The sequence below is a fragment of the Nocardioides sp. AE5 genome, from assembly GCF_031844485.1.
In the GTDB taxonomy this organism is placed as follows: domain Bacteria; phylum Actinomycetota; class Actinomycetes; order Propionibacteriales; family Nocardioidaceae; genus Nocardioides.
Genome location: NZ_JAUZVI010000001.1, coordinates 123199 through 149879, shown reverse-complemented (window position 1 = coordinate 149879; position 26681 = coordinate 123199). Strand labels below are relative to the sequence as shown.

At 70.0% G+C, this 26681-nt stretch carries 25 protein-coding genes; 15 read left to right on the top strand and 10 right to left on the bottom strand.

What is annotated here, in order from left to right:
• Positions 1-79: 79 nt before the first annotated feature.
• The 10 genes from Q9R27_RS00640 to Q9R27_RS00595 all read left to right on the top strand — a co-directional run bounded on the left by Q9R27_RS00640 (position 80) and on the right by Q9R27_RS00595 (position 11056).
• Complete coding sequence (locus Q9R27_RS00640; RefSeq protein WP_311250391.1) at positions 80-1405, top strand: hypothetical protein; 1326 nt, start codon at positions 80-82, stop codon at positions 1403-1405.
• Positions 1406-1467: 62 nt separating this feature from the next.
• Positions 1468-2040: a class F sortase gene (locus Q9R27_RS00635; RefSeq protein ID WP_311250390.1), complete on the top strand. Its 573-nt coding sequence runs from the start codon at positions 1468-1470 to the stop codon at positions 2038-2040.
• A 38-nt stretch (positions 2041-2078) separates the two neighbouring features.
• On the top strand, positions 2079-3659 hold the full coding sequence (locus tag Q9R27_RS00630; RefSeq protein ID WP_311250389.1) for a molybdopterin-dependent oxidoreductase: 1581 nt from the start codon (positions 2079-2081) through the stop codon (positions 3657-3659).
• Positions 3660-3744: 85 nt separating this feature from the next.
• The gene (locus Q9R27_RS00625; protein ID WP_311250388.1) at positions 3745-4398 is read left to right on the top strand and encodes a fasciclin domain-containing protein; all 654 of its coding nucleotides are present in this window, start codon (positions 3745-3747) and stop codon (positions 4396-4398) included.
• Between the two features lie 30 nt (positions 4399-4428).
• Positions 4429-5037, top strand: a complete 609-nt coding sequence (gene sigK / locus Q9R27_RS00620) for an ECF RNA polymerase sigma factor SigK (RefSeq protein ID WP_311250387.1) — start codon at positions 4429-4431, stop codon at positions 5035-5037.
• Entirely contained in the window at positions 5034-5744 is a 711-nt protein-coding gene (locus Q9R27_RS00615; RefSeq protein ID WP_311250386.1) for an anti-sigma factor, read from the top strand. The genes sigK and Q9R27_RS00615 overlap by 4 nt, the downstream gene beginning before the upstream one ends.
• Positions 5741-7750 carry an FAD-dependent oxidoreductase gene (locus Q9R27_RS00610; protein WP_311250385.1) on the top strand — a complete coding sequence of 670 codons (2010 nt, stop codon included), beginning with the start codon at positions 5741-5743 and terminating at the stop codon, positions 7748-7750. The genes Q9R27_RS00615 and Q9R27_RS00610 overlap by 4 nt, the downstream gene beginning before the upstream one ends.
• Positions 7747-9024: a class I SAM-dependent methyltransferase gene (locus Q9R27_RS00605; RefSeq protein ID WP_311250384.1), complete on the top strand. Its 1278-nt coding sequence runs from the start codon at positions 7747-7749 to the stop codon at positions 9022-9024. Before Q9R27_RS00610 ends, Q9R27_RS00605 begins: the two co-directional genes overlap by 4 nt.
• Positions 9021-10277, top strand: coding sequence for a cyclopropane-fatty-acyl-phospholipid synthase family protein (locus tag Q9R27_RS00600; RefSeq protein WP_311250383.1), 1257 nt, complete (start codon positions 9021-9023; stop codon positions 10275-10277). The genes Q9R27_RS00605 and Q9R27_RS00600 overlap by 4 nt, the downstream gene beginning before the upstream one ends.
• Positions 10271-11056 (top strand): DUF1295 domain-containing protein, encoded by a 786-nt coding sequence (locus Q9R27_RS00595; RefSeq protein ID WP_311250382.1) that lies wholly within the window; start codon positions 10271-10273, stop codon positions 11054-11056. Before Q9R27_RS00600 ends, Q9R27_RS00595 begins: the two co-directional genes overlap by 7 nt.
• A gap of 135 nt (positions 11057-11191) precedes the next feature.
• Here the strand turns inward: Q9R27_RS00595 and Q9R27_RS00590 are convergent, their stop codons facing one another.
• Entirely contained in the window at positions 11192-12331 is a 1140-nt protein-coding gene (locus tag Q9R27_RS00590; protein WP_311250381.1) for an aminotransferase class I/II-fold pyridoxal phosphate-dependent enzyme, read from the bottom strand.
• Between the two features lie 34 nt (positions 12332-12365).
• On the opposite strand from Q9R27_RS00590, the gene Q9R27_RS00585 reads away from it, so the two are divergent.
• Positions 12366-12878 (top strand): maltokinase N-terminal cap-like domain-containing protein, encoded by a 513-nt coding sequence (locus Q9R27_RS00585; protein ID WP_311250380.1) that lies wholly within the window; start codon positions 12366-12368, stop codon positions 12876-12878.
• Positions 12879-12938: 60 nt separating this feature from the next.
• Complete coding sequence (locus tag Q9R27_RS00580; RefSeq protein ID WP_311250379.1) at positions 12939-13955, top strand: hypothetical protein; 1017 nt, start codon at positions 12939-12941, stop codon at positions 13953-13955.
• A 17-nt stretch (positions 13956-13972) separates the two neighbouring features.
• Here Q9R27_RS00580 and Q9R27_RS00575 read toward each other — a convergent pair whose 3' ends face one another.
• Genes Q9R27_RS00575 through Q9R27_RS00535 form a run of 9 tightly spaced genes read right to left on the bottom strand, consistent with a single transcriptional unit; the run spans position 13973 to position 24197 of the window.
• The gene (locus tag Q9R27_RS00575; protein WP_311250378.1) at positions 13973-15151 is read right to left on the bottom strand and encodes an acyl-CoA dehydrogenase family protein; all 1179 of its coding nucleotides are present in this window, start codon (positions 15149-15151) and stop codon (positions 13973-13975) included.
• A complete protein-coding gene (locus Q9R27_RS00570) occupies positions 15148-17178 on the bottom strand; it encodes a biotin carboxylase N-terminal domain-containing protein (RefSeq protein ID WP_311250377.1) in 2031 nt (676 codons plus the stop codon). The genes Q9R27_RS00575 and Q9R27_RS00570 overlap by 4 nt, the downstream gene beginning before the upstream one ends.
• On the bottom strand, positions 17175-18740 hold the full coding sequence (locus Q9R27_RS00565; RefSeq protein ID WP_311250840.1) for an acyl-CoA carboxylase subunit beta: 1566 nt from the start codon (positions 18738-18740) through the stop codon (positions 17175-17177). Before Q9R27_RS00565 ends, Q9R27_RS00570 begins: the two co-directional genes overlap by 4 nt.
• A 41-nt stretch (positions 18741-18781) precedes the next feature.
• Positions 18782-19267, bottom strand: a complete 486-nt coding sequence (locus Q9R27_RS00560; protein ID WP_311250376.1) for an SRPBCC family protein — start codon at positions 19265-19267, stop codon at positions 18782-18784.
• Between the two features lie 31 nt (positions 19268-19298).
• A complete protein-coding gene (locus tag Q9R27_RS00555; protein WP_311250375.1) occupies positions 19299-20480 on the bottom strand; it encodes an acyl-CoA dehydrogenase family protein in 1182 nt (393 codons plus the stop codon).
• Complete coding sequence (locus tag Q9R27_RS00550; protein WP_311250374.1) at positions 20477-22207, bottom strand: acyclic terpene utilization AtuA family protein; 1731 nt, start codon at positions 22205-22207, stop codon at positions 20477-20479. The genes Q9R27_RS00555 and Q9R27_RS00550 overlap by 4 nt, the downstream gene beginning before the upstream one ends.
• The gene (locus Q9R27_RS00545) at positions 22204-23007 is read right to left on the bottom strand and encodes a TIGR03084 family metal-binding protein (RefSeq protein ID WP_311250373.1); all 804 of its coding nucleotides are present in this window, start codon (positions 23005-23007) and stop codon (positions 22204-22206) included. The genes Q9R27_RS00550 and Q9R27_RS00545 overlap by 4 nt, the downstream gene beginning before the upstream one ends.
• A complete protein-coding gene (locus Q9R27_RS00540) occupies positions 23004-23648 on the bottom strand; it encodes a TetR family transcriptional regulator (RefSeq protein WP_311250372.1) in 645 nt (214 codons plus the stop codon). The genes Q9R27_RS00545 and Q9R27_RS00540 overlap by 4 nt, the downstream gene beginning before the upstream one ends.
• A 60-nt stretch (positions 23649-23708) precedes the next feature.
• Entirely contained in the window at positions 23709-24197 is a 489-nt protein-coding gene (locus Q9R27_RS00535) for a hypothetical protein (RefSeq protein WP_311250371.1), read from the bottom strand.
• Between the two features lie 206 nt (positions 24198-24403).
• Between Q9R27_RS00535 and Q9R27_RS00530 the strand changes: the two genes are divergently transcribed.
• From Q9R27_RS00530 to Q9R27_RS00520, 3 genes are all read left to right on the top strand, one after another.
• A complete protein-coding gene (locus Q9R27_RS00530) occupies positions 24404-25132 on the top strand; it encodes a hypothetical protein (protein ID WP_311250370.1) in 729 nt (242 codons plus the stop codon).
• A 71-nt stretch (positions 25133-25203) separates the two neighbouring features.
• Positions 25204-26262: a hypothetical protein gene (locus Q9R27_RS00525; RefSeq protein ID WP_311250369.1), complete on the top strand. Its 1059-nt coding sequence runs from the start codon at positions 25204-25206 to the stop codon at positions 26260-26262.
• Positions 26259-26636, top strand: coding sequence for a hypothetical protein (locus tag Q9R27_RS00520; RefSeq protein WP_311250368.1), 378 nt, complete (start codon positions 26259-26261; stop codon positions 26634-26636). Before Q9R27_RS00525 ends, Q9R27_RS00520 begins: the two co-directional genes overlap by 4 nt.
• The last annotated feature ends 45 nt before the right edge of the window (positions 26637-26681 follow it).

The following is a 26681-nucleotide window of genomic DNA, read 5'->3' as shown; positions in this document are numbered from 1 at the left end:
GATTCTGTCACTTTTCCGCCTCCGTCTCGTTGGTCCGGAGAAGACCTCCCACAAGCACACTCATTTGAGGACACATCCCGTGAAGAGAACTGCGCTGCGATTCGGTGCGGCCACCGCCGCCACGAGTCTCGTCATGCTCGGCATTGCGCCGGCCCAGGCCGCCGACCCCGTCGCTCAGGCCAGTGCCCAGGCCATCACCCTGAGCATCGGTGGCAATGCGATCGAGATCGATTCGGTGTTGAACACGCCGTCGGTCGCGATCAATGACGGCTCCGTCGACACCGTCTCGGTGGCCCCGACGCCGTTGCTGACCGCGCTGCACGAGCAGCAGCTCGCGATCACCGGTGCCCTCGGGCAGGGTGCAGTCGCCAAGCGGATCGCCAACGCCGACAACACCGTCTACAACGGCAACTCGTTCGCCTGCGCCGGCACCGTGTCCAACGCGAGCGGATCCCCGGTCAACGTTGGTGACAACTCCTGCAACTTCAGCGATGACCCGGTCGCGATCAACTTCACGAACCTGCTCCTCCCGGAGAACCTCGCCACCCTCCCGACCGATGGTGGCGTGCTGAACGAGGCCCTGGCCCCGATCCTCGGCCCCCTGGACGCACTCCTCTCCCCGCTGCTGAACCAGATCACCGCAGCGCTGGTGCCGGTCCTCGAGCAGGCCCTCGCTCCACTCGCTGACCTGGACGTCGCCGTGACCCTGGGTGCCATCGAGACCCGCTGCGTCGCGAACACCGGCCAGCAGGCCACCGCCGAGTCCTCCATCGCCAACGCCAGCGTCAACCTGACCCTGGCCGGGACCGACCTCGGTGTGATCACCCTCGACACCAACGTCGCACCTACCCCGACCGGCACCCCGCTGCTGAGCACCCAGTCCCTGGTCGACCAGATCCTGCCCAGCGTCTTCGCGTCGCTGACCGACACCCTGCTCGACGGCGCCCTGGCCCCGGTCCTCGGCCCGGTGCTCAGCGGTCTCGTCCAGCCCCTGATCGACGCGATCCGCGAGCCCGTCCTCGAGCCGCTGCTCGACGACCTCGTCTCCCAGACCCTGGCCGACGTGGGCCTGCTCTCCATCGTGGTGAACAAGCACGTCCCGAGCGCCAACGGTGAGGCCATCGCGGTCACCACCCTCGACGTCGAGGCACTGCACGCCATTGCCCCGCTGGCCATCGACCTGGAGATCGGCAAGGTCTCCTGTGGCCCGAACGGCTCCGCGCCGATCAGCAACCCGGACCCGGAGCCGGACACCCCGGACGAGGAGACCCCGGCCCCGCCGACCAAGGTGACCTCGGGTGTCGAGAGCGCCCCCGGTGACGCTGGCCTCGGCCTGCTCGGCGGACTGCTCGCCCTCGGTACTGCTGCCGGCATCGTCGGATTCCGCAGGAGTCTCAAGGCATGACCCCAAGCCAGGGCCTGGGTGAACGCCTCCGAAGCGTTCACTCAGGCCTTTTGGCCTTTTGTATGGTCCTTGCGCTGGCCGGCCTGGTCCTGCCGTCGGCCAGCCTGGGACCTGCACCAGGCAGTTTCATCGACGTCACCCCCGCCGACCCGGTGGAGTTGGTCGTCCCCTCGATCGAACTGAAGTCGAAAGTCATCCCGATCGACACCGACCCCAACGACGTCCTGCACCCGCCGGCCGACGTACGCCTGGTGGGATGGTGGAAGGACAGCGCCAAGCCGGGCGCCAACCACGGGCAGACGCTGATCACCGGCCACACCGTCCACTCCGGAGGCGGCGTGATGGACCGGATGGGTGACGTCAAGCCGGGCGACCGGGTCCAGGTCATCACCGGCGAGGCCAAGTTGAACTACAAGGTCCGCGAGGTGAAGGTCTTCACCATCGCCCAGGTGGCCGAGCACGCGGCCGACCTCTTCGGGCAGGACCGCGAGCGTGGCCGCCTGGTCCTGGTCACCTGCACCGACTGGAAGAACGGCAAATACCAGAAGAACATCATCGTCTTCGCCGACCCCGACGGCGTGCACACCGAGGAGATCACCCCGACCGACACCCCGGTCGAGGCAATGGCTCGCTGACGCCCAATCCATGCGGGGGTTCGTTACGAATCCCCCGCATGGTGCATTTCCGCCCCACCCTGCGACCACTCTTCCTTGCCTTGGCGGGTGTGCTCGCCACCGGTTGTGGCATGGCCTCCGGCCACCTCCTCGCCGCACTGACCACCCCCGCGTCCTCACCGGTGCTTGCCGTCGGCGCAACAGTCATCGACCTGACCCCGACTCCGCTCAAGGAGTATGCCGTCCGGGAGTTCGGCACCAAGGACAAACCGATCCTGATCGGCAGCGTGGTCGCGGCGACCCTGCTGCTGGCCGCCGTCGCCGGCTGGCTCGCCGCCCGACGCTTCAGCCTCGGGGCCGGCCTCCTGCTGGTCCTGATCACCCTCGCCGGAGCAGCAGCGCTCACCCGACCGACCGCCACCCCGGTCGACGTACTCCCTGCGCTGGTCAGCGCCGCGGTCTGCCTCCTGGCGCTCGCGGTGCTGCTGAACATCTCACCGCTTGGCCGGGGAGATGTACTGTTCCCTGCCGAAATCTCCGCTGGGAGGAAACAGCTTCCCCGGGTGGACGGCGAAACTTCCGGACCAACTAGACGCGCCATGTTGATCGCGGGGAGCATCGTCACGGCGGCGACGGTGGTGATGGGGTGGGGAGGGCAGCGGATCATCGCGCTGCGGACGCGGCCCGGCAACGTCACCCTCCCGCCGCCGGCGGACCCTGCCTCGCCGTTGCCGGCAGGGTTGGAGCGGGTCTTCGACGGGATCAGCCGGTTGCAGACCCCGAACTCCGACTTCTACCGCGTCGACATCAACCTGAGCCTGCCCGTGGTCCCGGTCGACGACTGGCGGCTCACCATCGACGGCGACGTGGCCAACCCGTTCGCCGTGGACTTCGACGAACTCTCCTCGATGCCACTGATCGAGCGTGACATCACGATGACCTGCGTCTCCAATGAGGTGGGCGGCGGCTATGTGGGCGCCGCCCGGTGGCTCGGCGTGCCCCTGATGGATCTGCTGGACCGCGCCGGGGTCGGTGATCGGGCCGACCAGATCCTCAGCACCGCCGTCGACGGTTTCACCATCAGTACGCCGCTGGCCGTGGCGACCGATGGCCGTGACGCGATGGTGGCGATCGGGATGAACGGCGAGCCGCTGCCGGCCAAGCACGGGTTCCCGGCCCGGTTGATCACGCCGGGCATCTACGGGTTCGTCGGGGCCACCAAGTGGCTGACCCGGCTCACCTTGACCACGTACGCCGAGCAAACGGCGTACTGGACCGAACGCGACTGGGCGATCGACGCCCCGATCAAGATCGCCTCACGCATCGACACGCCCCAGCCGCTCTCCACCATCGACGCGGGTCGCGTGGTGATCGGAGGAGTCGCCTGGGCCCAGACCCGGGGCATCGATCGCGTCGAGATTCGCATCGACGGTGGACCCTGGCGTGAGGCGCGACTCGGTCCGGACGTCGGGGTCGACTACTGGCGGCAGTGGTACCAGTTCTGGGATGCCGAACCCGGCCGACACCTGCTCGCGGTCCGGGCGATCGGCCTCGACGGTGAGGTGCAGACCCCCGTGCGCACCACACCGTTTCCGGGAGGGTCGAGCGGGATCCAGGAGATCTCGCTCCAGGTGCGCTGAAAAAAACTTCTCCGCAGGTGACCAATCCGCCCCATGCCTCGCCTTCGAATCCCTCCCGACAGCAACCACCACGAGAGGCAGCACCATGAGGAACACGATCATCCGCCGCACCGGCGTCGCCGCAGCTGCACTGACGCTCGCCTTCGGTCTGGCCGCCTGCGGCTCCGACGACGACAGCAACGGCAACGAGAACACCACCGGCAGCAACAGCCAGGCCCCCGACGAGAGCGGGATGAGCGAGACCGACGAGAACATGCAGGGCGCCGGCGCCGACACGTTCGGTCCGGGCTGCTCGGCGATCCCGACCTCGGGGGACGGATCCTTCGACGGCATGGCCACCGAACCGGTCGCCACCGCGGCCAGCGCCAACCCGCTGCTGACCACCCTGGTCGCCGCCGTGACCGAGGCCGGCCTGGTCGACACCCTCAACTCGGCCGATGGCATCACCGTCTTCGCACCCACCGACGACGCCTTCGCCAAGATCCCCGAGGCGGACCTGCAGGGCGTGCTCGCCGACAAGGAGCTGCTCACCACGATCCTCACCCACCACGTGGTGGGTGGACAGCTCGGTCCCGACCAGATCGCGGGCGAGCACGAGACTCTGGCCGGGGACATGATCGAGGTGAAGGGCAGCGGCGAGGAGTTCACCGTCGGTGACGAGGATGCCGCCGTGCTCTGCGGCAACATCCCGACCGCCAATGCGACGGTCTACGTCATCGACACCGTCCTGATGCCCTGATCCACGCGGACTGTTGAGGACACTGGATCCATGAGAAGCATGGCGGCCGTTCCTCCCGACGATGCGTCGTCGGGAGGAACGGCCGACCTCGCACAGCTGGTACGCCGCTCCTCCCGCGGGGACGAGGCCGCGTTCGGCGAGTTGTACGACGCGACGTCGGCGCGGGTCCACGGACTGGTGCTGCGCGTCGTACGTGATCCGGCCCAGGCCGAGGAGGTCACCCAGGAAGCATTCCTGGAGGCATGGCGGACCTCGGCCCGCTTCGACCCGGACCGTGGCAGCGCCCTGGCCTGGCTGATGACGATCGCGCACCGACGCGGCGTCGACCGGGTCCGCTCCGCCGAATCGGCAAGCCGGCGCGACACCACCTGGCACGACCGGAGCCAGGTGGTGCCCCACGACGAAACCGCAGAAGCGGCCACCGGAGCCCTCGAGGCACGCCGGGTCCGGGCCGCGCTGCAATCACTGACCGACATCCAGCGCGAGGCGGTCGAGCTCGCCTACTTCGGTGGCTACACGCACACGGAGGTGGCGGCCATGCTGGATCTGCCGCTGGGCACCGCCAAGACAAGGATCCGCGACGGCCTGATCCGGCTGCGCGACACTCTGGGACCGAGCAGGAAGGAGGTGGCACCGTGAGCGACATCCACGCCCTGGTGGGCGCCTACGCGGTTGATGCCCTCGACGACATCGAGCGTGCCCAGTTCGAACGGCACCTGACGGGTTGTGCCGACTGCCGCGCAGAGGTGGACAGCCTTCGCGAGGCCTCCGCCCTGCTCGCCGGGGCGGTTGCCGTCGCTCCGCCGCCGGCCATGCGCGATGCGGTGCTGGCCCGGATCTCCACCGTCCGTCCGCTCCCCCCGAAGAGACCGGAGGAGCGGGGACGACGCCCCTGGTTTCGTCCGCTGGTCGCAGCGGCTGCTGCCGTTGCCGTGATCGGCGGAGGAGGAGCACTGGTGATCACCCAGCCGTGGGCCGAGGAGACCACTCAACAACTCACCGCCACCCAGCGGGTGCTCCAGGCTCCCGACGCGGAGGCGGTCGAACTCGAACTCGACGGGGCCACCGCTCGCCTGGTCCGCTCCACGTCGCACGGCCAGGCGGTGCTGGTCACCCGCGACATGCCCGCGGCACCCGCCGGGAAGGTCTACCAACTGTGGCTGCAGTCCGCCGAGGGCGAGATGCTCCCGGCCGGGCTGATGACCGGTGGCGCCGATGCCGAGGTGCTGCTGGAGGGGGACGCCGCGACGGCGACCGCCGCCGGAATCACCGTTGAGCCCGAGGGAGGGTCACCAGCACCGACCAGTGACCCGATCGCGCTCTTCGACTTCTCGCAGGCGACATGAACCCCGGCGACCCCGCGGCCCAGCTCCGGGTCGCCGTCATCGGAAGCGGCGTGGCCGGCCTGGTGGCCGCCCACGTCGCCTCGGCGACGGCGCGGGTGACCCTGTTCGAGGCCGACGACCGGCTCGGCGGCCACGCCGACACGCATCTGGTCACCGATCCGTCCGGCCGCGAGCTCGCCATCGATACCGGCTTCATCGTGCACAACGAGCGCACCTATCCGGTGTTGCTCCGGCTCTTCGCGGCGCTCGACGTGCGCACGCAGGACTCCGACATGTCGATGTCGACCAGTGACCAGAAGACCTGCCTGGAATGGGCGGGAGCGCTGGGTTGGCGGGGGTTGTTCCCAACCCTCGCCAACCTGGGCAACCCGGCGTATCTGCGGATGCTGACCGAGATCCCCCGCTTCCACCGGCAGGCGCGCCGCTTGCTGGCGGCCGGTCCCGGTGAGCACCGGACCCTGCGCGAGTTCCTCGCCGACGGCCGGTTCACGGCGTACTTCACCCGGCACTTCGCCGAGCCCCTGGTCGCGGCGGTCTGGTCCTGCGACCCGGACCGGGCGCAGGACTATCCGGCACGCTATCTGTTCACCTTCCTCGACCACCACGGCATGCTCGGCATCTTCGGCTCGCCGCAGTGGCGCACCGTGACCGGCGGCTCCGGGGAGTACGTCGAGCGGCTGGCCGCTCGACTGGTCGCTGGTGGTGGCGAGATCCGCACCGGAACCAAGGTCACCTCGGTGCTGGAGACCGACCGCGGTGTGGAGGTCACCGACGGCAACGGCACCGTCGACCGGTTCGACGCCGTCGTGATCGCCACCCACCCCGGCCAGGCGCTGGACATGCTGGCCGAGCCGACACCCCTGCACCGCGAGGTGCTCGGCGCGATCGGCTACTCGGCCAACACTGCCCGGCTGCACACCGACACCTCCCAGCTGCCGCGATCCCGCCGCGCCTGGGCATCGTGGAACTTCCGTCGCCCGGCGACCCCGGACGGTCGGGTGACGGTCACCTATGACCTGACCCGGCTGCAGCGGCTGGAGACCGCGACCCGCTATCTGGTCACCCTGGGCGGCGAGGTCGACCCCGACACGGTGCTGGCCACGATGGAGTATGAGCACCCGCTCTACACGCCGGCTTCGGTCGCCGCGCAGCAGCGGCTCCCGGAGCTGGACACGGACCGGATCGCGCTCGCCGGCGCGTGGCACGGCTGGGGTTTCCACGAGGACGGCGCCGCCTCGGGGCTGCGTGCCGCCGAGCGGCTCGGGTTCACCTGGGAGTCACCGCGGCCGGCGCCGGCACCGCGGCTCTATCGCACCGACATCCGGCACACCCGGCGTACGCCGTGGCGCAACGCCTTCCGGAACCGGTCGTGGTCCTGGCTGGTCGACCTCGACGACCTCCCGAAGCCGTCCTGGCGCGGTTCGTTCGAGGCCCGGGACCACCTCGGCGACCCGGGCTCCAGCATCCGGGCGAACATTGACGCCTTCCTGGCCGGCCGCGGCATCGACCTGACCGATGCCGATCAGCAGCGGGGCCGGGTGCTGATGTTGGCCAACCCGCGCGCCCTGGGCCACTGCTTCAACCCGCTCACGGTCTTCTGGTGCCACCGCGCCGCCGGCACCCTGGCCGCGGTGGTGCTGGAGGTGCACAACACCTACGGCGATCGGCATGCCTATCTGGTCCGGCCCGACGAGCACGGGCGGGCGATGACCGAGAAGGCGATGTATGTCTCCCCGTTCCACGACACCAGCGGACGCTATGAGATCGCGGTCTCGGGGCCCGGCGAGCGGGTCGCGGTCTCGATCACCCTGCATCGCGACGGCGCCGAGCCCTTCACCGCCTCCCTGGTCGGCTCGCGCCTGCCCGCGGGCCGGCGACCGATCCCCGCCGCCGGCGCACCCATCCTCACCACGCTCCGGATCCGAATACAGGGTGTGGGCCTCTGGCTGCGCCGGCTTCGGGTCCACCCACGACCCACGCATCCGCCCCAGGAAGGCGTCCAATGACCCTCACCTCCACTCTCCCCGCCGCGACCGACCGCTGGCCGGGTCTGTACGACGTACCGACCGGGCCCCGGGCACGCGCTGGCGCCGCGATCACCCGGCGCCTGCTGCACCGGATTGCCGACCGGCTCGGCGTCCGGGTCATCGAAGACAGCACCGGATCGCAGTCACCTGGTGCACGTTTTCCCGTGCCACCCTCGGGGTCCACCGCGCCAACCCTGGTGTTGCACCGCCCCGAGGAGTTCTTCCGCCGGGTCGGCACCGACGGCCTGATCGGCTTCGGCGAGGCCTGGATGACCGGCGCCTGGGACTCCCCCGATCTCGACCTGCTGCTGACCACGATGGCGCACGAGCTGGGCACCCTGGTCCCGGCGCCGCTGCAGCGGATGCGCCGGCTGTGGGCCGCCCGGATGCCCGGGGCACACCGCAACAGCCAGGAGCAGGCCCGGGAGAACATCGCGCACCACTACGACCTCTCCAACGATCTGTTCGCGACGTTCCTCGACCCGACGATGACCTATTCCTCGGCGCTCTTCGAGGACGGTGACGAGGATCTGGAGCGAGCCCAGATCCGCAAGATCGAGCGGCTCCTCGACCAGGCCGCGGTGCGAGCCGGCTCGCGGGTGCTCGAGATCGGCACCGGCTGGGGCGAGTTGGCGATCCGGGCCGCTGCCCGGGGCGCGAGCGTCCGCTCGGTGACCCTCTCGGTCGAGCAGCAGCAACTGGCCCGGGAACGCATCGCCGCCGCCGGGTTCGCCGACCGGGTCGAGGTCGCCCTGCTCGACTATCGCGCGGTCGAGGGCAACTATGAAGCGATCTGCTCGGTCGAGATGATCGAGGCGGTGGGCCACGAGTTCTGGCCGACCTATTTCGCGAAGCTCGACGCGCTGCTGGCTCCCGGTGGTCGCGCCGCGATCCAGGCGATCACCATGCCGCACGACCGGATGCTGGCCACCCGCGGCGGCCATACGTGGATCAACAAGTACATCTTCCCGGGCGGGTTCCTGCCCTCGGTGGAGGCAATCGAGCAGGTCACCGGCGAGCACACCAGCCTGCGGGTGGTCGACCGGCTCGCGTTCGGTGCCCACTATGCCGAGACGCTGCGCCAGTGGGACGAAGCCTTCGCGGCGTCGGCCGACCGGCTCGACGATCTCGGCTTCGATGAGGTCTTCGCCCGGATGTGGCACTTCTACCTGGCCTATTCACGCGCTGGGTTCGCCTCGGGCTATCTCGACGTCCAGCAGATCACCCTGGCCCGGAGCGAGGAGGCATCATGAGCGGCGTCGCCCAGCGGATGGCCGAGGGCCTGCGGCCCGTGGTCGGCGGCGAGCTGCCGGTCCACCTCGTCGCCTGGGACGGGTCGGCCGCAGGGCCTGCTGATGCGCCCCGCGTGGTCCTGAACTCTCCGCGGGCGCTCTCCCGGGTCTTCTGGCATCCCGGGGAGCTCGGCGCCGCGCAGGCCTACGTGGCCGGGGAGATCGACGTCGAGGGCGACCTGACCGCGGCCCTGGACCATGTGCACACGGTGGCCGGTGAGCGTGGACTCGCCGGGATCCGCCCGAGCCCTGCCGTGGCCGCGGCGCTGCTCCGGCTGATCCGCGACGTACGGATGCCGCCCTCGGCCCCACCGTCCCAGGCCCGGGTCCGTGGCCGGCTGCACACCAAGTTCCGCGACCGTCTGGCGATCAGCCACCACTATGACCTGTCGAATGAGTTCTACGCCCTGCTGCTCGACGATTCGATGGCCTACTCGTGCGCCTACTGGCGCTCGGCGGACCCGGCGTACACGCTGGCCGACGCCCAGCGCGACAAGCTGCAACTGGTGCTGGACAAGCTCGGCCTCGTCCCGGGCATGACGTTGCTCGACGTGGGCTGCGGCTGGGGCTCCTTGTCCCTGTACGCCGCCGAGCGCGGCATCCGGGTGACCGGGGTGACCATCGCCGCCGAGCAGGCCGCGTGGATCCGCGAACAGGTGCAGCTGCGCGGGCTCGAGGAGACCATGGAGGTGCGGCTTCAGGACTATCGCGAGGTCACGGGACCATCCGGGGTGGGCCAGTTCGACGCCGTGGCCAGTATCGAGATGGGCGAGCACGTCGGCCGGCGCAACTATCCGACGTACGCCGCCACGCTGCGCCGTGCGGTGCGGCCCGGTGGCCGGGTGCTGATCCAGCAGATGTCGCGCCGCGGCAGGCATCCGGGCGGCGGCCCGTTCATCGAGTCGTTCATCGCCCCCGACATGCACATGCGACCGGTCGGGGAGACGGTGGCGCTCCTGGAGGACGCGGGACTGGAGGTCCGCGACGTGCACGCGCTGCGGGAGCACTACGTGCGCACCGTGGACGCCTGGCTGGCCACCTTCGAGGAGAACTTCGAGCGGATCGTCGACCTGGTCGGCGAGGAGGTGGCCCGGGTCTGGCGGCTCTATCTGGTCGGTGGCCGGTTGGCCTTCCGGGACAGGCGGATGGGCGTGGATCAGCTGCTCGCCGTGCGACCCGGCCCGCACACGGTTGCGCCGGTGCGCACATGGTGACCGCGTTCCTGATCGTCTCCGGCGCCTCGCTGCTGGCGGTGGCGCTGCTGATGGGGATCACCGCCTGGGTCGGTCACCGACTCGGGAAGGTCTCGGTGGTGGACACCGCGTGGGGGCTGGGCTTCGTCCTGGTTGCCCTCGTGGCCGCGTTGACCGGGTGCCTGCTGGGCGAGGGCAACGCGGTGCGCCGGTGGGTGCTGCTGGGCCTGGTGGGTGTCTGGGGGCTCCGCCTGGCCTGGCACATGCACCGGCGCAACCACGGCCAACCCGAGGACAAGCGCTATGCGGAGATGCTGGGCGACGCCCCGTTCTCGGTTGCGTTGCGCCGGGTCTTCTTCACCCAGGGCATCTCGTTGTGGTTCGTCTCGCTGCCGGTCCAGGTCGCTGCCGTCGCCGGTGACGGACTGTTCTGGGTCGCCGTGGCGGGCATCGCCCTGTGGCTGATCGGCGCCACCTTCGAGACGGTCGGCGACGCCCAGTTGGCGGCGTACAAGCGGGACCCCGACCGAGGTCCGGTGATGGACCGGGGCCTGTGGGCATGGACCCGGCACCCGAACTATTTCGGCGACGCCTGCGTGTGGTGGGGCATCTTCCTGGTCGCGGCGTCGGCGTGGCCGGGTGTGCTGACCGTCCTGTCCCCGGTGGCGATGACCTATTTCCTGGTCTGGGCGACCGGGGCCAAGCTGCTGGAGCGGACGATGATGCGCCGGCCCGGATATCCGGAGTACGCCGCGCGGACATCGATGTTCGTGCCGTGGCCGCCCAAGCGACAGCACTGACAACCGCGCCTCCAGGCCCAGATCGCCATCGAGGAGTTGCTCGTGGCGCACCCGCAGATCAGCGTCGACGAGGAGCGCGGGTCCGGCACGACTCGATGTTCGTCCGCACCTGGGTCTCACTGCCCGCCGGCGACCTCAGCGCACCGCCGTGACCATCCGGCGTACCGCCTCGGTGATCACCTCCGGCGAGGTGCCCAGGTTGAACCGGGCCCACCCCGCACCACCGACCGGGTCGTAACGGAGTCCGCTGGCCAGGGCGACCCGACCGTGCTCGAGGAAGTGGGCGGCGGGGTCATCCCGGCCGACGCCCGGAAGGCCGAGCGCCCGGCAGTCCAGCCACGCCAGGTACGTCGCCTCCGCCGGCGCCACCGCGACCTGCGGCAGTTCCCGCACGAGCAGGTCGACCAGGAGTGCCCGGTTCTCCGCGATCTCGGCGTTCACCCGGTCCAGCCAGACGTCACCGTGCGCATAGGCTGCGGTCTGGGCGAGCACCGCGACATGGTTCGCGCCGTGGGTGACAACCTCGTGCAGCTCGTCCAGCACGCTGGCCTCCGGGCCGGGCACGGCCAGTGCGGCCTTGAGGCCGGCCAGGTTCCACGACTTGGATGCCGAGACAACGGCGATGCCACGCTCCGCCCCGGGCACCTGCAGATAGGGCGTGAACGTGGCCCCCGGCGCGGTCAGCGGCGCATGGATCTCGTCCGAGATCACCTGGATCCCGTGCCGATCGGCCAACGCGGCGAGCATGGCGAGCTCGTCGGGGGTGTTCACGGTGCCGGTGGGGTTGTGCGGATTGCACAACAGGTACGCCGCCCCGGGGCCGGCCTCGATGAAGGCGCGCTCCAGTGCTTCGGCGTCGAGGCGGTGGTCGAGTCCCAAGGGGGCCAGCACCGCGCGCTTGCGCACCGACGCCACGAAACCGTGGAAGCTGTCATAGCAGGGCGGACTGACCACGACGGCATCGCCGGGGAGCACGTGCAGGATCTCCTCGATCCCGATCATCACGTCGGGCAGCAGCATCATCGTCGCCGGATCGGGGGCCCAGCCCCAGCGCCGCCGGGAGAATCCTGCGAATGCCGCGGCGTACGGTGCTGCCCACGCATAGCCCGTGTCCCCGGTGTGCAGTGCCGTGGTGACCACCTCGACCACTTCGGGGCACGGCCGCGCGTCCATCTCGGCCACCCAGACCGGCAGCACCTCGGGCTCGAAGAAGCGCCACTTCACCGACGTACGGGTGGCTCGGAGTCGGGCGAGGGATTCACCGAGGATGCGCATGGTGCCCATCATGCCCGTGTTCTAGAGTCAGCCCATGGCGATCATCTATCGGGCGACGATCTCCCCGACCAAACTGGAACTGGTCGAGCAGTGGCTCGGTCTCGCCGACGCACGCCAGGTGGGCAGCTATCGCTTCGACGACCCCGACGGAGAGGTCGGCATCGAGGCGCTGCTGGTCGAGGCGGGCGGCGAGGTGCGCCAGGCAGCGCTGAGCTATCGATCGGCTCCCCTGGCGGGCGCTGACGACCACCTGATCACCACCATGGAGCACTCGGTGCTCGGCAAGCGCTGGATCCATGACGCCCAAGGCGACCCGGTCGCGCTGGCCGCCTTCGCACGGGCCCTGACCGGGGAGCAGGAGCAGGCTCCCCTGGAGATCTGGGAGGGCGACGCCCGGGTGGAGGTCCTCGAGCCCACCGTGGCCCTGGAACCCATCGCTGCCACGGACGCCGCGCCCTTGGCCGGCGCGATCCGGGTGCCCGGCGCGACGACGGCGCTGCTGGCGCGGTGGGAGGGCGGCGAGGGGATCGTGGCTCTCGGCGGCTGAGTCGTTTCGGGGGTGAGCGTTTCGGGTGTACGGCGACGGCGATCTGGGTAGTTTGCCCGCATGAAGCGCGCTCTGGTGGCCACAGCCCTGGCCAGCACCCTCGTCCTGACCGGCGGTTGCCTGACGAAGAATGACGACGGCCCGGCACCGACCGGTGCTGGCGAGACCGGCGGCACCGACGCGGAGCCCACGTTCACCGAGCGCGCCGCGAGCCTGTGCACCGAGACGATCAACGCCAATTATCTGACTCCCGGGCTCTATCCGGGGATCGAGGCACTGCAGGCGATCGTGCAGGACCAGCGGCCCGAGCCCGAGCAGGTCCAGAAGTGGGTCACCGAGTTGACCATCCTGATCGAGCACCACGAGGCGGTCAAGGCCGGCCTGGCGAACCTGGCCGATGGCAGCGCTGCCGAACAGGAAGCGTGGGCGGTCGTCGTCTCCTCCGGCGATGCGGACCTCACCCTGATGGAGCAGCGGAAGCAACTCCTCGAGAGCGACTGGGACGACGCTGCGGGGAACTACCCCACCCGTGACTCGGTCGAGGAGAGCGTCACCGCGGACGAGTTCGTCGACGCCCTGGTGGCACTCCAGTTGCACGGCACCGACTGCGTCGCGCCCTATTCGAGCGCCCTCTGGCAAGTGCCCGAGGAGAATGCGCCCTTCGTGCGTGCTGCCACCGAGGCCTGCACCGCTGTGCTGCTCCGGCGCCTCGCCAACGGCTATCAGGCCGACACTTCCGCATCACTGGACGTGTTCGTCGCGGTGCGCGAGGACGACTGGGACGGCACGGTCCCGGACGGCACCGAGGAAGCCCTGGAACGCCTGATCGCCGAGTGGGAGCAGACCGCCACCGACCTGGCCGGGGTGGAGACCAGCGCGGCACTCGATCCGGACCAGTGGCAAGCCACGGTCACCGCGGCGCAGTCCCGTGTCGACGTCCACCGGACCCGCCTGGACGCACTCCGGGGCGGCGATGCGGAGACCATGCGCACCGCCTGGCTGCCGAGCAGCGGCCAGCCCGGTGACCTGGCCGTCAACGGGCTCCGCGAGCGGAGCTGTGCCGGTATTGCCTTCTGAGGCTGGCGCCACTCGTCTCAGTACGACTTGGGCAGCCCCAGCGAGTGCATGGCGACGAAGTTGAGGATCATCTCCCGGGAGACCGGCGCGATCCGGCCCAGGCGGGCCGCGACCAGCATGTTGCCCAGCCCGAATTCCTGGGTCAGGCCGTTGCCGCCGTGGGTGTGCACCGCGACATCGGTGGCGTTGCAGGCCACCTCTCCGCCAGCGTACTTGGCCATGTTGGCGTATTCACCTGCGGCCATGTCGTCGCCGGCGTCATAGAGCGCCGCCGCCTTCTGCCACAGCAGCCGGGCCTGCTCCAGTTCGATCTTGGCCTTGGCCAGCGGGTGCGCGATGCCCTGGTGGGCGCCAATCGCCTGGTCCTTCCACACCGAACGCTCCTTGGCATAGGCGACCGCCTTGTCGAGCGCATAGCGGGCCATCCCGCAGGAGAAGGCGCCACCCATGATCCGCTCCGGGTTGAGCCCGGCGAAGAGTTGCCACAGGCCGCCGTCCTCGTCGCCGACCAGCGCGTCGGCGGGCAGGCGGACGTTGTCCAGAAAGAGGGTGAACTGCTTCTCCGGCGCCTGCCACGACATCGGGATCGGCTGCTTCTCGAAGCCCGCGGCGTCGGTGGGCACCACGAAGAGCGCCGGCTTGAGCTTCCCGGTCTTCGCGTCCTCGGTGCGGGAGACGATCAGCACCGACTGTGCCTCGTCGACCCCGGAGATGAAGGTCTTCTGCCCGTTGAGCACCCACTCCTCGCCGTCACGGGTGGCGGTGGTGGTGATCTGGTGCGAGTTGGACCCGGCGTCAGCCTCGGTGATTCCGAACGCCATCAGGTGGGTGCCGTCGGCGATGCCCGGCAGCCAGCGCTGCTTCTGCTCCTCGGTGCCGCACCGGGCGATGATCGAGCCGCAGATCGCCGGCGAGACCACCATCATCAACAGCGGCGCACCGGCGGTGGCGCACTCCTCCAGGACCGCGGCCAGGTCGGCCATCCCGCCGCCACCGCCGCCGTACTCCTCGCCGATGTTGACGCCGAGGAACCCGTTGCGGCCCATCTCCAGCCACATCTCGGTCATCTTGCCGCCCTCGCGGGCCTGCTTGGCGACGTACTCGTGGCCATACTTGCCGGCCAGCTTCGCGACCGCCTCGCGCAGGGCGACGCGCTCGGGGGGCTCGGAGAACATGGTCTGGGCTGCGTCGGTCATGCGTCTGCTCCTTCTGCGGGGTTCTCGGGACTGTCGGCAGGTTCCACGACGGCGAGCACGGCGCCCGCCTCCACCTGCTGGCCGGCCTGGGCCGGGAGGTCAGTGAGGGTGCCGGCGTACGGCGCGGTGATGGTGTGCTGCATCTTCATCGCCTCCATCACCACGATCGGCTGGCCGGCGGCCACCTCGTCACCGACCGCGCCGTGGACGACGACGACGCTGCCGGGCATCGGCGCCAGCAGCGATCCCTCGGCCACCTGGTCGGCCGGGTCCACGAACCTGGGTACGACGCGCAGCGTGGCACCACCGGACGGTCCGTCGACCAGCAGGGCGTCCGGTCCGGTCGAGCCCTGCACGCGGGTGCGGTAGCGGCGGGCCACACCGGCCACATCGAGCACGACCTCCTCCGGTGACGCCGTGACCACGGTGACCGGGCGTTCCGGGTCCGGCTCGGCCAGGGTGAAGCCGGGACCGCGGGTGGACGGGCCGAACCAGCGGACCTCGATCTCGTCGCCACCGCGGGCGAACCGGGTCACCGAGGGCGCCGCCACGACGTTGCGGAAGCCGGCCGGGATCCGGGACTGCACCCGGGCCCGGGCCTGGCGGTGCTGCGCCAGTGCCACCGCCCCGACGAAGGGGATCAGGTCGTCGCCCCCGGGCGCGTCGAGGGTCTCGGGGTGGTCGTCATAGAACGCGGTGGTCAGCCCGGTGGCGTCGGCGAAGGCAGGGTGTCGCAGCGAGGCGACCAACTGGTCACGGTTGGTGACCAGTCCATGGATCCGCGCCTTCTCCAGCACCCGGGCCAGCAGGCGCGCGGCCTGCTGGCGGCTGGGCGCGTGGACGATCACCTTGGCCAGCATCGCGTCATAGAAGGTGCCGACCTCGTCGCCGGTCTCGAAACCGGTGTCCAGCCGGACCCCGAAGCCGGGCGAGTGGAATGCGGCGTCGTGCTCGACCGCCAGTTCCAGCAGGCGTCCGGTCTGTGGGGCGTAGTCGGCCGTCGGGTCCTCGGCATAGAGGCGGGCCTCGATCGCGTGCCCGTTCGGGGCGGGCGCCGGAGCGGCCAGGTCCGCACCTGAGCGTCCCTCGGCGACGGCGATCTGCAGGGCCACCAGGTCGACACCGAAGACGGCTTCGGTGACCGGGTGCTCGACCTGGAGTCGGGTGTTCATTTCCAGGAACCAGAACGACTCGCGGGCGGCGTCGTAGAGGAACTCCACGGTGCCGGCGCCCTGGTAGTCGACGCTGGCCGCGGCCGCGTGGGCGGCCTCGTGGATCCGCTCGCGTACGGCGTCGGGGATGGCGGGTGCGGGCGCCTCTTCGACAACCTTCTGGTGGCGCCGCTGCAGGGAGCAGTCGCGGGTGCCGAAGACGGCCACCTCGCCTGCGCCGTCGCCGACGACCTGCACCTCGACATGACGGCCCCGCTCGACGTACGGCTCGACGAAGACGGTGCCGTCGCCGAACGCGGATGCGGCCTCGGCGCTCGCTCTCTCGACCTCACCGGCCAGGTCCGCCAGGTCCCGTACGACGCGCATCCCGCGGCCGCCTCCCCCGGCGGACGCCTTGACCAGCAGCGGCAGGTCGTCCTCGGTGGCCGAGTCGACGGCGAGGTTGCCGAGCACCGGCACCCCGGCGGCCTCCATCAACTTCTTCGATTCGATCTTGGAGCCCATCTGCTCGATCGACTCCGGCGACGGGCCGAGCCAGGCGATCCCTGCCTCGATCACGGCACGGGCGAAGTCGGCATTCTCGCTCAGGAACCCATACCCGGGATGGATCGCGTCTGCCCCGGTGCTCCGGGCGGCCGCGAGGACCAGGTCGGTCCGCAGGTAGGTCTCGGCCGGGGTGTTACCGGGCAGGCGGACCGCGTGGTCGGCCTCGGCGACGAACGGCAGGTGCGCATCGGCGTCGGAGTGGATGGCGACGGTCTCGATGCCGAGGTCGCGGCAGGTCCGGAAGACCCGGCGTACGATCTCGCCGCGGTTGGCGACGAGCAGGCGGTTGATCACGGTTGGCTGTTTCACAGTCGGAACACCCCGAAGTTCATCGCGCCCTCGATGGGCTGGTTGTCGATCACGGAGAGGCAGATGCCCAGGACGGTGCGGGTGTCGCGCGGATCGATCACGCCGTCGTCGTAGACCATCCCGGACATCACATACGGCAGGGACTGCTCCTCGATCTGGGTCTCCACCATCTCCTTGATCGCCTTGAATCCCTCGGCGTCGAAGGGCTGGCCCTTCTTCTCCGCGGATTCGCGCGCCACGATCTCGAGGACGCCGGCGAGCTGGGCCGGGCCCATCACCGACGACTTGGCCGAGGGCCAGGTGAAGAGGAAGCGCGGGTCATAGGCGCGCCCGTTCATCCCGTAGTTGCCCGCACCATAGGAGGCGCCCATGATCACGGTCAGGTGTGGCACGCTCGAGTTGGAGACGGCGTTGATCATCTGGGCGCCGTGCTTGATGATCCCGTTCTGCTCGTATTCCGCCCCCACCATGTAGCCGGTGGTGTTGTGCAGGAAGAGCAGCGGGGTGTCCTTCTGGTTGGCGAGCTGGATGAACTGCGCCGCCTTCTGCGCCTCCTCGCTCATCAACACGCCGCGGGCGTTGGCCAGGATCCCGATCGGGTGGCCGTGCAGTTGCGCCCAGCCGACGCAGAGCGCCGAGCCATAGAGCGGCTTGAACTCGTCGAAGGCGACCTCGTTCGCCTCCGAGGTGCCGTCGACGATGCGCAGGATCGCCTCGCGCGGGTCGAACGGCTCCTTGAGGTCGGTGGGGATCAGGTCGATCAGGTCGTCCGGGTCGAGGTCGGGCTCGGCGTACGCAGGAGTTGATCCAGCGGTGAGGGGTCCGGGGCCGCGCTTGCGCCAGTTGAGCCGGGCCACGGTACGCCGTGCGATCCGGATCGCGTCGTGCTCGTCGACGGCCAGGAAGTCGGAGAGGCCGGAGGTGCGCGAATGCATCTCGGCGCCACCGAGCGACTCGTCGTCGGACTCCTCGCCGGTCGCCATCTTGACCAGAGGCGGGCCGGCCAGGAAGACCTTGGCCCGCTCCTTCACCATGATCACGTAGTCGCTCATCCCGGGCACATACGCGCCGCCGGCGGTGGAGTTGCCGAAGACCACGGAGATGGTGGGGAGCTTGGCGGCCGAGGCCCGGGTCAGGTCGCGGAAGCCCCGCCCGCCGGGGACGAAGATCTCCTTCTGGGTGGGCAGGTCGGCGCCGCCGGACTCGGTCAGGTTGATCGTCGGCAGGCCGTTCTGTCCCGCGATCTCGGCGGCGCGGAACGACTTGCGCAGCGACCACGGGTTGAGTGCTCCGCCCTTGACGGTGGGGTCGTTGGCGACGATCAGGCACTCGACGCCCTCGACGACGCCGATTCCGGTGACCAGGGAGGCGCCGACCGGGAAGTCGCTGCCCCAACCGGCCAGCGGCATCAGTTCCAGGAAGGCCGAGCCCTCGTCGACGAGCAGGTCGATCCGCTCGCGCGCGGTCAGCTTGCCGCGCTCGCGGTGCCGGGCGATGTATTTCCCGCCGGCCTCGACGGCCTTGGTCTGCTCGGCGTGCAGGTCGTCGATCTTCGCCAGCATCGTCGTACGTCGTTCGTGCGCGACGTCGGTCTCCGTGGTGGTCACTTGTCCAGTGCTCCCTTCATCCGCTCCAGGGTGGTGCGCATGCCGCGCTCGTTGGTCTTGGCGCGCAGCCGCCCCAGCAGGAGCCAGTAGCCGCGCACGTACCAGGCCGGGGTGAGCCGGAAGTATTCGGTGACGACCGATCCCTCACCCGCGGGCGCGATCCGGTAGCCCCAGTTGTTGATCGGGTTCGCATCGAGGCCGACGGAGAACTCGAAGACCGCCTCGCTGCCCACGCCGGGCGGGGTGCACCGGGTGACGGTGCACGGCGTCCAGTACGTCGGGCCGACGCCGTTGCGCTTGACGTGTCCCTTGAACCGGGCTCCGACTGCGGGGCCGGTGGCGCCGTGGGTCCACTTCGCTTCGAACGTCTCCGGGGAGAACTCACCGATCCGGGTCACGTCCGAGACCAGTGCCCAGACCTCCTCGGGCGGTGCGTCCATCCGCACCGCCACTTCGCCACCGAGTGGCTTCATGATGCCCATCAGGTTCCTCCAGGTTCGTTTCGGGTGCGGTTCAGGCCGAGTAGCCGAGCAGTCGCGCGGCCAGGTCGGTGAGCACCTCGGTCGCGCCGCCGCCGATCGGCAGCAGCCGGGCATCGCGGTAGTGGCGCTCCACCTCGGTGCCGTGCATGTATCCGGCGCCGCCGAAGAGTTGCACCGCGTCGTTGGTGACCGCGACGGCGGTCTCCACCGCGGTCTGCTTGGCCAGGCAGGCCTCGGCGATCACCGACTCACCCGCGACATGTCGTGCGGCCACGTCGAGGGTGTAGTTGCGCGCCACCTGCACCTGCCGGTGCATCTCGACCAGCTTGGCGCGCACCACCTGGTTGGCCACCAGCGGCTTGCCGAACGTGGTGCGCTCCTTGCAGTACGCCGCGGCGAGGTCGAGGGCGCGCGCGGCATGGCCATAACCCATCAGGGCGAGCGCGATCCGCTCCACCACGAACTGCTCGGCGATGTAGTAGAAGCCCTGATCCTGCTCCCCGACCAGGTTCGTCGCCGGGACCCGGACGTCGACGTACGAGAGTTCGGCGGTGTCGGAGCAGTGCCAGCCCATCTTGCGCAGGCTGCGGGTGACGGTGAAGCCGGGCGTGTCCTTCTCCACCACGAGCAGGGACAAGGAAGCGTGACCGGGCGAGTCATCGGAGCGGGTGCGGACCGCGGTGGTGACGAAGTCGGCGCGAACGCCCGAGGTGATGAAGGTCTTGGACCCGTTGATCACGTAGTCGTCCCCGTCGCGCACCGCGCGGGTGGTGATCCCGGCGACGTCGGAGCCCCCGCCGGGCTCGGTGATCGCCAACGAACCGATCTTCTCCCCGGCCAGGGTGGGCCGGACGAACCGGTCGATCAGATCGGGTGATCCGTTGGCGATCATGTGGGGCAACGCGATGCCATGGGTGAACAGCGAAGCCAACAGGCCCCCGGACCCACCCACGGACATGATCCCCTCCTGCAGCGCGCAGACGTCCAGCAGGTCTCCCCCCTCACCACCGGCGTCCTCCCGGTAGCCGACCGCGAGCACGCCCGCCTTTGCAGCGGCACGATGCAGCTCACGGGGGAGCTCGCCGGCGTCCTCCCACTCCTGCAAGTGGGGCATGACCTCCCGGCGGGCGAACTCGGCGCCGGCCGCTCGCAACGCCTCACGCTCGGGGGTGATCCAGTGGTTGGGGGCCAGGCTGGTGTGCTGCGTGCTCACAGGAGTCCTTCCTCGATCGAGACCAGACGGGAGCGGACCCACTCGCCGAGTGCCTTGGCCTGGGGGTCGAACCGGGTGGAGGCGGCGACGCCGTCGCCGAGCAGTCCGTGGATCACCACGTTGACGCCACCGAGGTTGGGCAGCAGGAAGACCTCGACGTCCAGGTCGGCGGCCTCGGGGACGAGTTCGCGGACCTTGCGCGGGTTGATCAGCTTGCTCAGCCAGGTCACCCGGTCGGCGTACTTCGGGGACCCGTCGTTGACCACCCACAGGCCCAGGTTGGCGTTCGGCCCCTTGTCGCCGGAGCGGGCGTGGACGAAGGTGCCCAGTGGCATCCGGCGGGTCAGGTTGTCCGAGGGGCACGGGTATGGCGAGGGGCGGGTGCCGGGCTCGACGTCGCGGTCCACGAACGCGGTCGGGTCGGCGACCACCTCACGGCTCCCGTCGGGGTGCACCACGGTGTGGGTGATCGCCGAGCGGTCGACGTACTCGGCGCGGTAGATCCCGAACGGGGTCGGCTTGGCCGGCGGCGCGGTCATCGTGAACCCCGGGTACGACGCCAGCGCGGCCTCCACGGCAGCCGAGGTGAAGGGCTTGCCGACCGGGTCCGCGGACGGGTCCTTGACAGTGAGCCGGAGCAGGCAGGAGGCAGCCTCCTGGGTGTCGGCGTCGCGGTGCGGTTGCGAGGTCTGCGACCAGGTCACCTCGGCAGGCCGGTTGGCGGCGAGCACGTCCTCCATCTGGGTGCGGATCCAGTCCGCCTTCGCCTCGATGTCGAGGCCGGTGAGGACGAACTCGACGGTGTTGCGGAACCCGCCGAGCTCGTTGACGCAGACCTTCAGCCTGCTCGGCGGCGCCTCGCCGCGGACCCCGCTGATCCGGACCCGGTCAGGGCCGGCCTGCTCGAGTGCGATGGTGTCGAGCAGCGTGGTCACGTCGGGGTTGAGATAGCGGGTGGACTGGATCTCGTAGACCAGTTGGGCGGTGACCGTGTCGCAGGTGACCGCGCCGCCGGTGCCGTCGTGCTTGGTGATCACGCTGCTGCCGTCGGCGGCGACCTCGGCGATCGGGAAGCCGAGCGGCATCCCCGTGTGCGGCAGGGTGCGGAAGCCGGAGAAGTTGCCGCCGGTGGCCTGGGTGCCGCACTCGATCACGTGGCCGGCCACGACCGCGCCGGCCAGTTCGTCGTAGGCCGTCTCATCCCAGCCATGGTGGGCGACGGCGGGACCGACGACGACCGAGGCGTCGGTGACCCGGCCGGTCACCACGATGTCGGCGCCGGCGACCAGCGCCCGCGCGATTCCGAACCCGCCGAGGTAGGCGTTGGCGGTCAGCGCATTGGGGCGGCCCAGCGCGGCCAGGGTGTCGGTGCCGCGCAGGTCGTCGCCCTCGACGTGAGCGATGGCCGGGTCGAGTCCGAGCCCACGGGCCACCTCGCGGAGCCGGTCGGCCAGGCCGGCCGGGTTGAGGCCGCCGGCGTTGGTGACGATCCGGACGCCCTGCTCGAGGGCGAGCCCGAGGCAGTCCTCGACCTGACTGACGAAGGTGCGCGCATAGCCCAGCGACGGGTCGCGCATCGTGTCCTTGCCGAGGATGAGCATGGTCAACTCGGCCAGGTAGTCGCCGGTCAGGTAGTCCAGTTGGCCGCCTTCGAGCATCTCGCGCATCGCCGAGAGCCGGTCGCCGTAGAAGCCGGAGCAGTTGCCGATCCGTGCCGGTGTGGTCATTTCGCTTCCCTTCCTGCGCCGGGGTTGCCGGCGAAGCACTGGGCGATGTCGAGCCACTGGTCGGCCTCGGCGCCGACGGCGACCAGGTCGGTGTCGGCGCGGTGGACACGCTGGGTGGCCAGCAGGCAGAAGTCGTACGCCGATCCGTTGACGGTCTGCACGGCGTCGTCGGGGCCGAACTCCCACTGCTCGCCGCTCGGGGAGGTCAGCGAGATCCGGAACTCATCGGTGGGCGGCTCCAGTCCGTTGGTGACGAAGGCGAAGTTGCGGGTGCGGACCCCGATGTGGGCGACATGCACGATCCGGTCCGTCGGCGCCACGGTGACGCCGAGGGCGTCGTACACGTCGAGGGAGTGGGCCCAGGTCTCCATGAAGCGGGCGGTGGCCATGGAGGTGGGTGACATGGGTGGGCCGTACCAGGGGATCTTGTGGCCCCGGGGCACGGAGCGGAGCGCTTCGATGACTTGGGCGCGGCCCTGGCGCCAGTCGGCGAGCAGGTCGGCGGCGGGGCGGTCGGCGCCGGCCAGGGCGGCCTTGTCGACCACGTGCTCGGGGTCGGCAATCGCCTCCAGGACCAGGTTGTCCCATCCTTCGGTGTCGCCGTGGACGTGGGCGACGGCGGCGATCGAGGCGCGGTCGGTCCAGGCCAGGTGGGCGACCTGCGTGGCGATGTCCCACCCCTCGGCGGGGGTCGGCGTACGCCATTGGTCGTCGCTCAGGCCGGCGACGTGGCCGTCGAGTTCGTCGCCTTGCGCGGCGAGGTCGGCCAGCACCTGGTCGAGGACAGTGTTGCCTGTCATCCCTGCTCCTTCGTCGAGTCGCGCGTTGACGCCTGGCGGGGGCCGCCCAGCCCGGCGTCGAGCTGGTCTGCCCAGCGGTCGAGGATCCGGCCACGGCGCCGGGCGTCGTCGGAGATGGTGTTGGCCAGGCCGAGGCCGCGGACCAGGTCGAGGGTGGCCTGGATCAGCTCGCGGTTGCCGGGCACGGACTCGTCGACGCCGAGAAGTTCGACGGTGAGCCGGTGGGTCTCGCGGCCGAGACGTTGTTCGAGTGGGCCGACGGCCTCCAGCAGGCCTGAGTCGGTGCGCGCGGCGACCCAGAGCTCGAGGGCGGCGGTGAAGACCGGGCTGGCGAAGTGCTCGCCGAGCGCGCGGAGCACGGCCCGGGTACGCCGTTCCCCGGTCGGCAGGGCGGCAGTGGCGGCCTCGAGTTCGCTGCCGCGGATCCGGGTGAGGTGCTCGATGGCGGCCAGGACCAGGTCGTTCTTGGTCGGGAAGTGGTGCAACTGGGCACCGCGACTGACTCCGGCGCGTTGCGAGACGAGTGTGGTGGAGGTGCGGTTGAACCCCACCTCCACCAGGCACTCGACCGTTGCCTCCAGCAGGCGCTGCCGCATCAGGCGGGTGCGCTCCTCCTGCGGCACGCGGGTGGTCGACGACATGGCGCCACCCTGCAGCATTCAGAACAAACAGTCAAGACTGACTTTTAGTTTCCTCCTGGCTCATACGGCGCTCCTGGTCCGCGCGCCGACCGCCAGGCCAACGATCAGCCCGAACCAGAGGACCGGGATGAAGACGGAGCCCTCGCCCGTGGAGACCAGGACGATGAAGAAGAAGAGCAGGCTCAGCCCGCCCAGGACCAGGGTCCCGATCTGGGCCCAGGGCTTCACGGCGCAGGCACCGGCTCCGACCGCGATGAACCCGGCTGCGAAGGCGAGGAAGATCAGCAGCATCAGGGTCAGGATCCCGGTGGCGTCGTCGACCATGCCGCCCAGGAACGAGTCCTTCATCGCGATCGTGGCGATCGCGAAGAGCAGGTAGACGGCGCCGGTGATGAGGGAGAGGACCCCCGAGGCGAGCAGGGTCCCGGTCCGCTTCGGCGTGGAGCCGCCGAGGCCGGGGGTGGGGGTGCCACACCTCGTGCAGAAGCGTTCGTGGGCGGCGATCCCTGCAGTGCAGTTGTGGCAGGTCCTGGTCTGCTGCTGAATCATGGCGGGTCCTCTTCGGGGAGCGGAGCGTGGCTGTTGCGCTCCTGGTGCCGCCAACGTAGGAGTGGCCGGCTCCGTTGGCGATGGGGATTGATCTCCATGCCCCCAGAAACCGTGTCCACGTTTGTCCGGACTTGGCCGGACGCCGTAACCAGCCCACTCGGCAGCGGTTGAGTCACTGCCTGGATGCCGGAACACATGGGGGTGACATGGACCAGGACCTGGTCATCGACTATTGCGGGGAACTCCATCGCGTGGGGACGCCGGACCGGTTCGTCATCGGCCGGGACGGTGATCTCAGCGTTGACGACGACAACGCCTTCCTGCACCGGCGGATGGTCGAACTGGTCCATGCCGACGGCCTGTGGTGGGTGATCAACGTCGGGTCGCGGCTGGCCGTCACCGTCAGTGGTGAGGTCGGCACCCTGCACGCCGTGATCGGACCGGGGTCGCGGCTGCCGATCGTGCTGCCGACGGTGGCGTTGCTCTTCACCGCGGGGACCACGACGTACGAGGTGATGGTCCACTGTGGTGACTCGCCGTTCTCCTTGGGCCCCTCGCCGGTCGAGACCCGCAAACCCCCGACCGGCACCGAGACGCTGGGCGTCGTACAGCTGACCGAGAGCCAGCTGCTGCTGATCATCGCACTGGCCGAGAACCAGTTGCGGCGACTCGGATCCGGACCCAGCGAACTGCCCAGCAACACCGCGGCCGCAGCGCGCCTCGGGTGGTCGATGACGACGTTCAACCGCAAACTCGACAACGTCTGCGACAAGTTCGACCGCGCCGGGGTGAAGGGCCTGCGGGGTGGTCCGACCCAGCACGCCATGCAGCGCCGCGCCCGCCTGGTCGAATACGCGATCGCCGCGCGCGTCGTACGGACCGAGCACCTGGCCCTGCTCGACGCCGGTCGCCCCTCTGCCTCCCGGGGGGATTGATCCCCATGGCCAGGACCACACGGGATTGCTGGGATCAGTCCAGATCCTCACCCACCAGGAAAGGAACCACCATGAACCCGATGCGACGCACCACCATCGCCCTCGCCGCTGTTGCCCTTGTCGCAGGCTTCTCCGCCTGCGGCTCGGAAGAGGCCGGCGAAGCAGTCAGCGGCGAGGCAATCAACAGCGGGAGCGCTGCGCCGGAACTCGACCCGGCCATCGCAGCCCTCCCCCAGGCCTCTCCGGACCTGCAGATCGCTCCCTTCACCGACAGCGCCGTGGGGAACAGCACCACGCCAGGCGAAGAGGGTCGATTCCAGTTCCCGGGAATGACCGTGACGATCAGTTCGCTCACCGTGCTCGACTCGGTCCACGACTGGGACGGCGCAGGGGACGAAGTCCGCGCAGCCGATGGGGAGCGCCTGGTGGTGGTCAACCTCGAGCACCAGGCTCTGCCGGGCTACGCCTACACCTCCCCGAAGGCCCAGGTGCTGGTCGAGGATGGCGGCAAGCGCATCAATGTCTTCGACGACGCCCAGAGCATCCAGCCCTTCCTGGTCTCGGCCAGCGAGGACGCCCGACTGGTCCTCGCGGTCGGCGGCCGTGACTTCACCGCCTCCCTCGGCTCAGACGACTTCGGGGTCGTGGAGGACGCCGGGCGTGTGGCCCCGGCGCGGCAGGACCTGGCCCAGTTCCTCACCTTCGACACGGCGACGACCAAGGACGGCACGAGGGAGGGCAGTGCCACGCTCCAGGCCACGGTCGCCTCAGTGACCCGGACCAACTACCTGCCCGCCGAACTCAACCAGGGCGTCGGACAGTGGGCCGAGGAGGGGAAGGCCTTCCTCCTGGTCGACATGACGGGGGTGGACGTCACGGTGGACGGCTTCCTGGACATGACGACGGACGAGATCCTGACCTGGACTGCGTCCGCTGGCGACGAGACCCTCCCGGCACGGGGTCCCGTCTCACTCAAGGGCGCGAGCAGCGGCACCGCAGTGCTGGACGTGCCCGCTGACCTCCGGGAGTTCACCCTCACCGTGGCCGCCCGGTCGAGCGCCAACGCCTACATGGGACCGTCGATCGACCTCTCCCACGGTGAGCGCAGCATCGACGTGGTGCTCCCGTGACCGGGTCCGGCGCAGAGGAGGGGACCTCGCGAGCACAGGAGGTCGGGACCAGCACTGCCCCCGACGGCTTCGGCTGCGAGACCTGCGGCGCCCTGCTGTCCCCGGACGCCGCGTTCTGCACGGCCTGCGCCGCACCACGGCGTACGTCCGATGCAGCGGACAGGACCGCGGTGCGGGGGTCGACACCGTCCGCGCCACCCGTGCCGTCACCGGCCCCGGCAGCCGGACCGGCGACGTTCCAGCCGACTGCTCCCTTCGCGTCCCGCCACAAGCGCCGGTGGTGGACAACAACACTGATCAGTGCCGGCATCGCGATCGCCGCGACGGCCGGATTCGCCGGCGCCTACCTGGTCGTCTCCCGCCTGACCGGGTGAGCCCCGAACCCGCCGTCCGACCCATGAAGAGATCCCCCGGAGGAA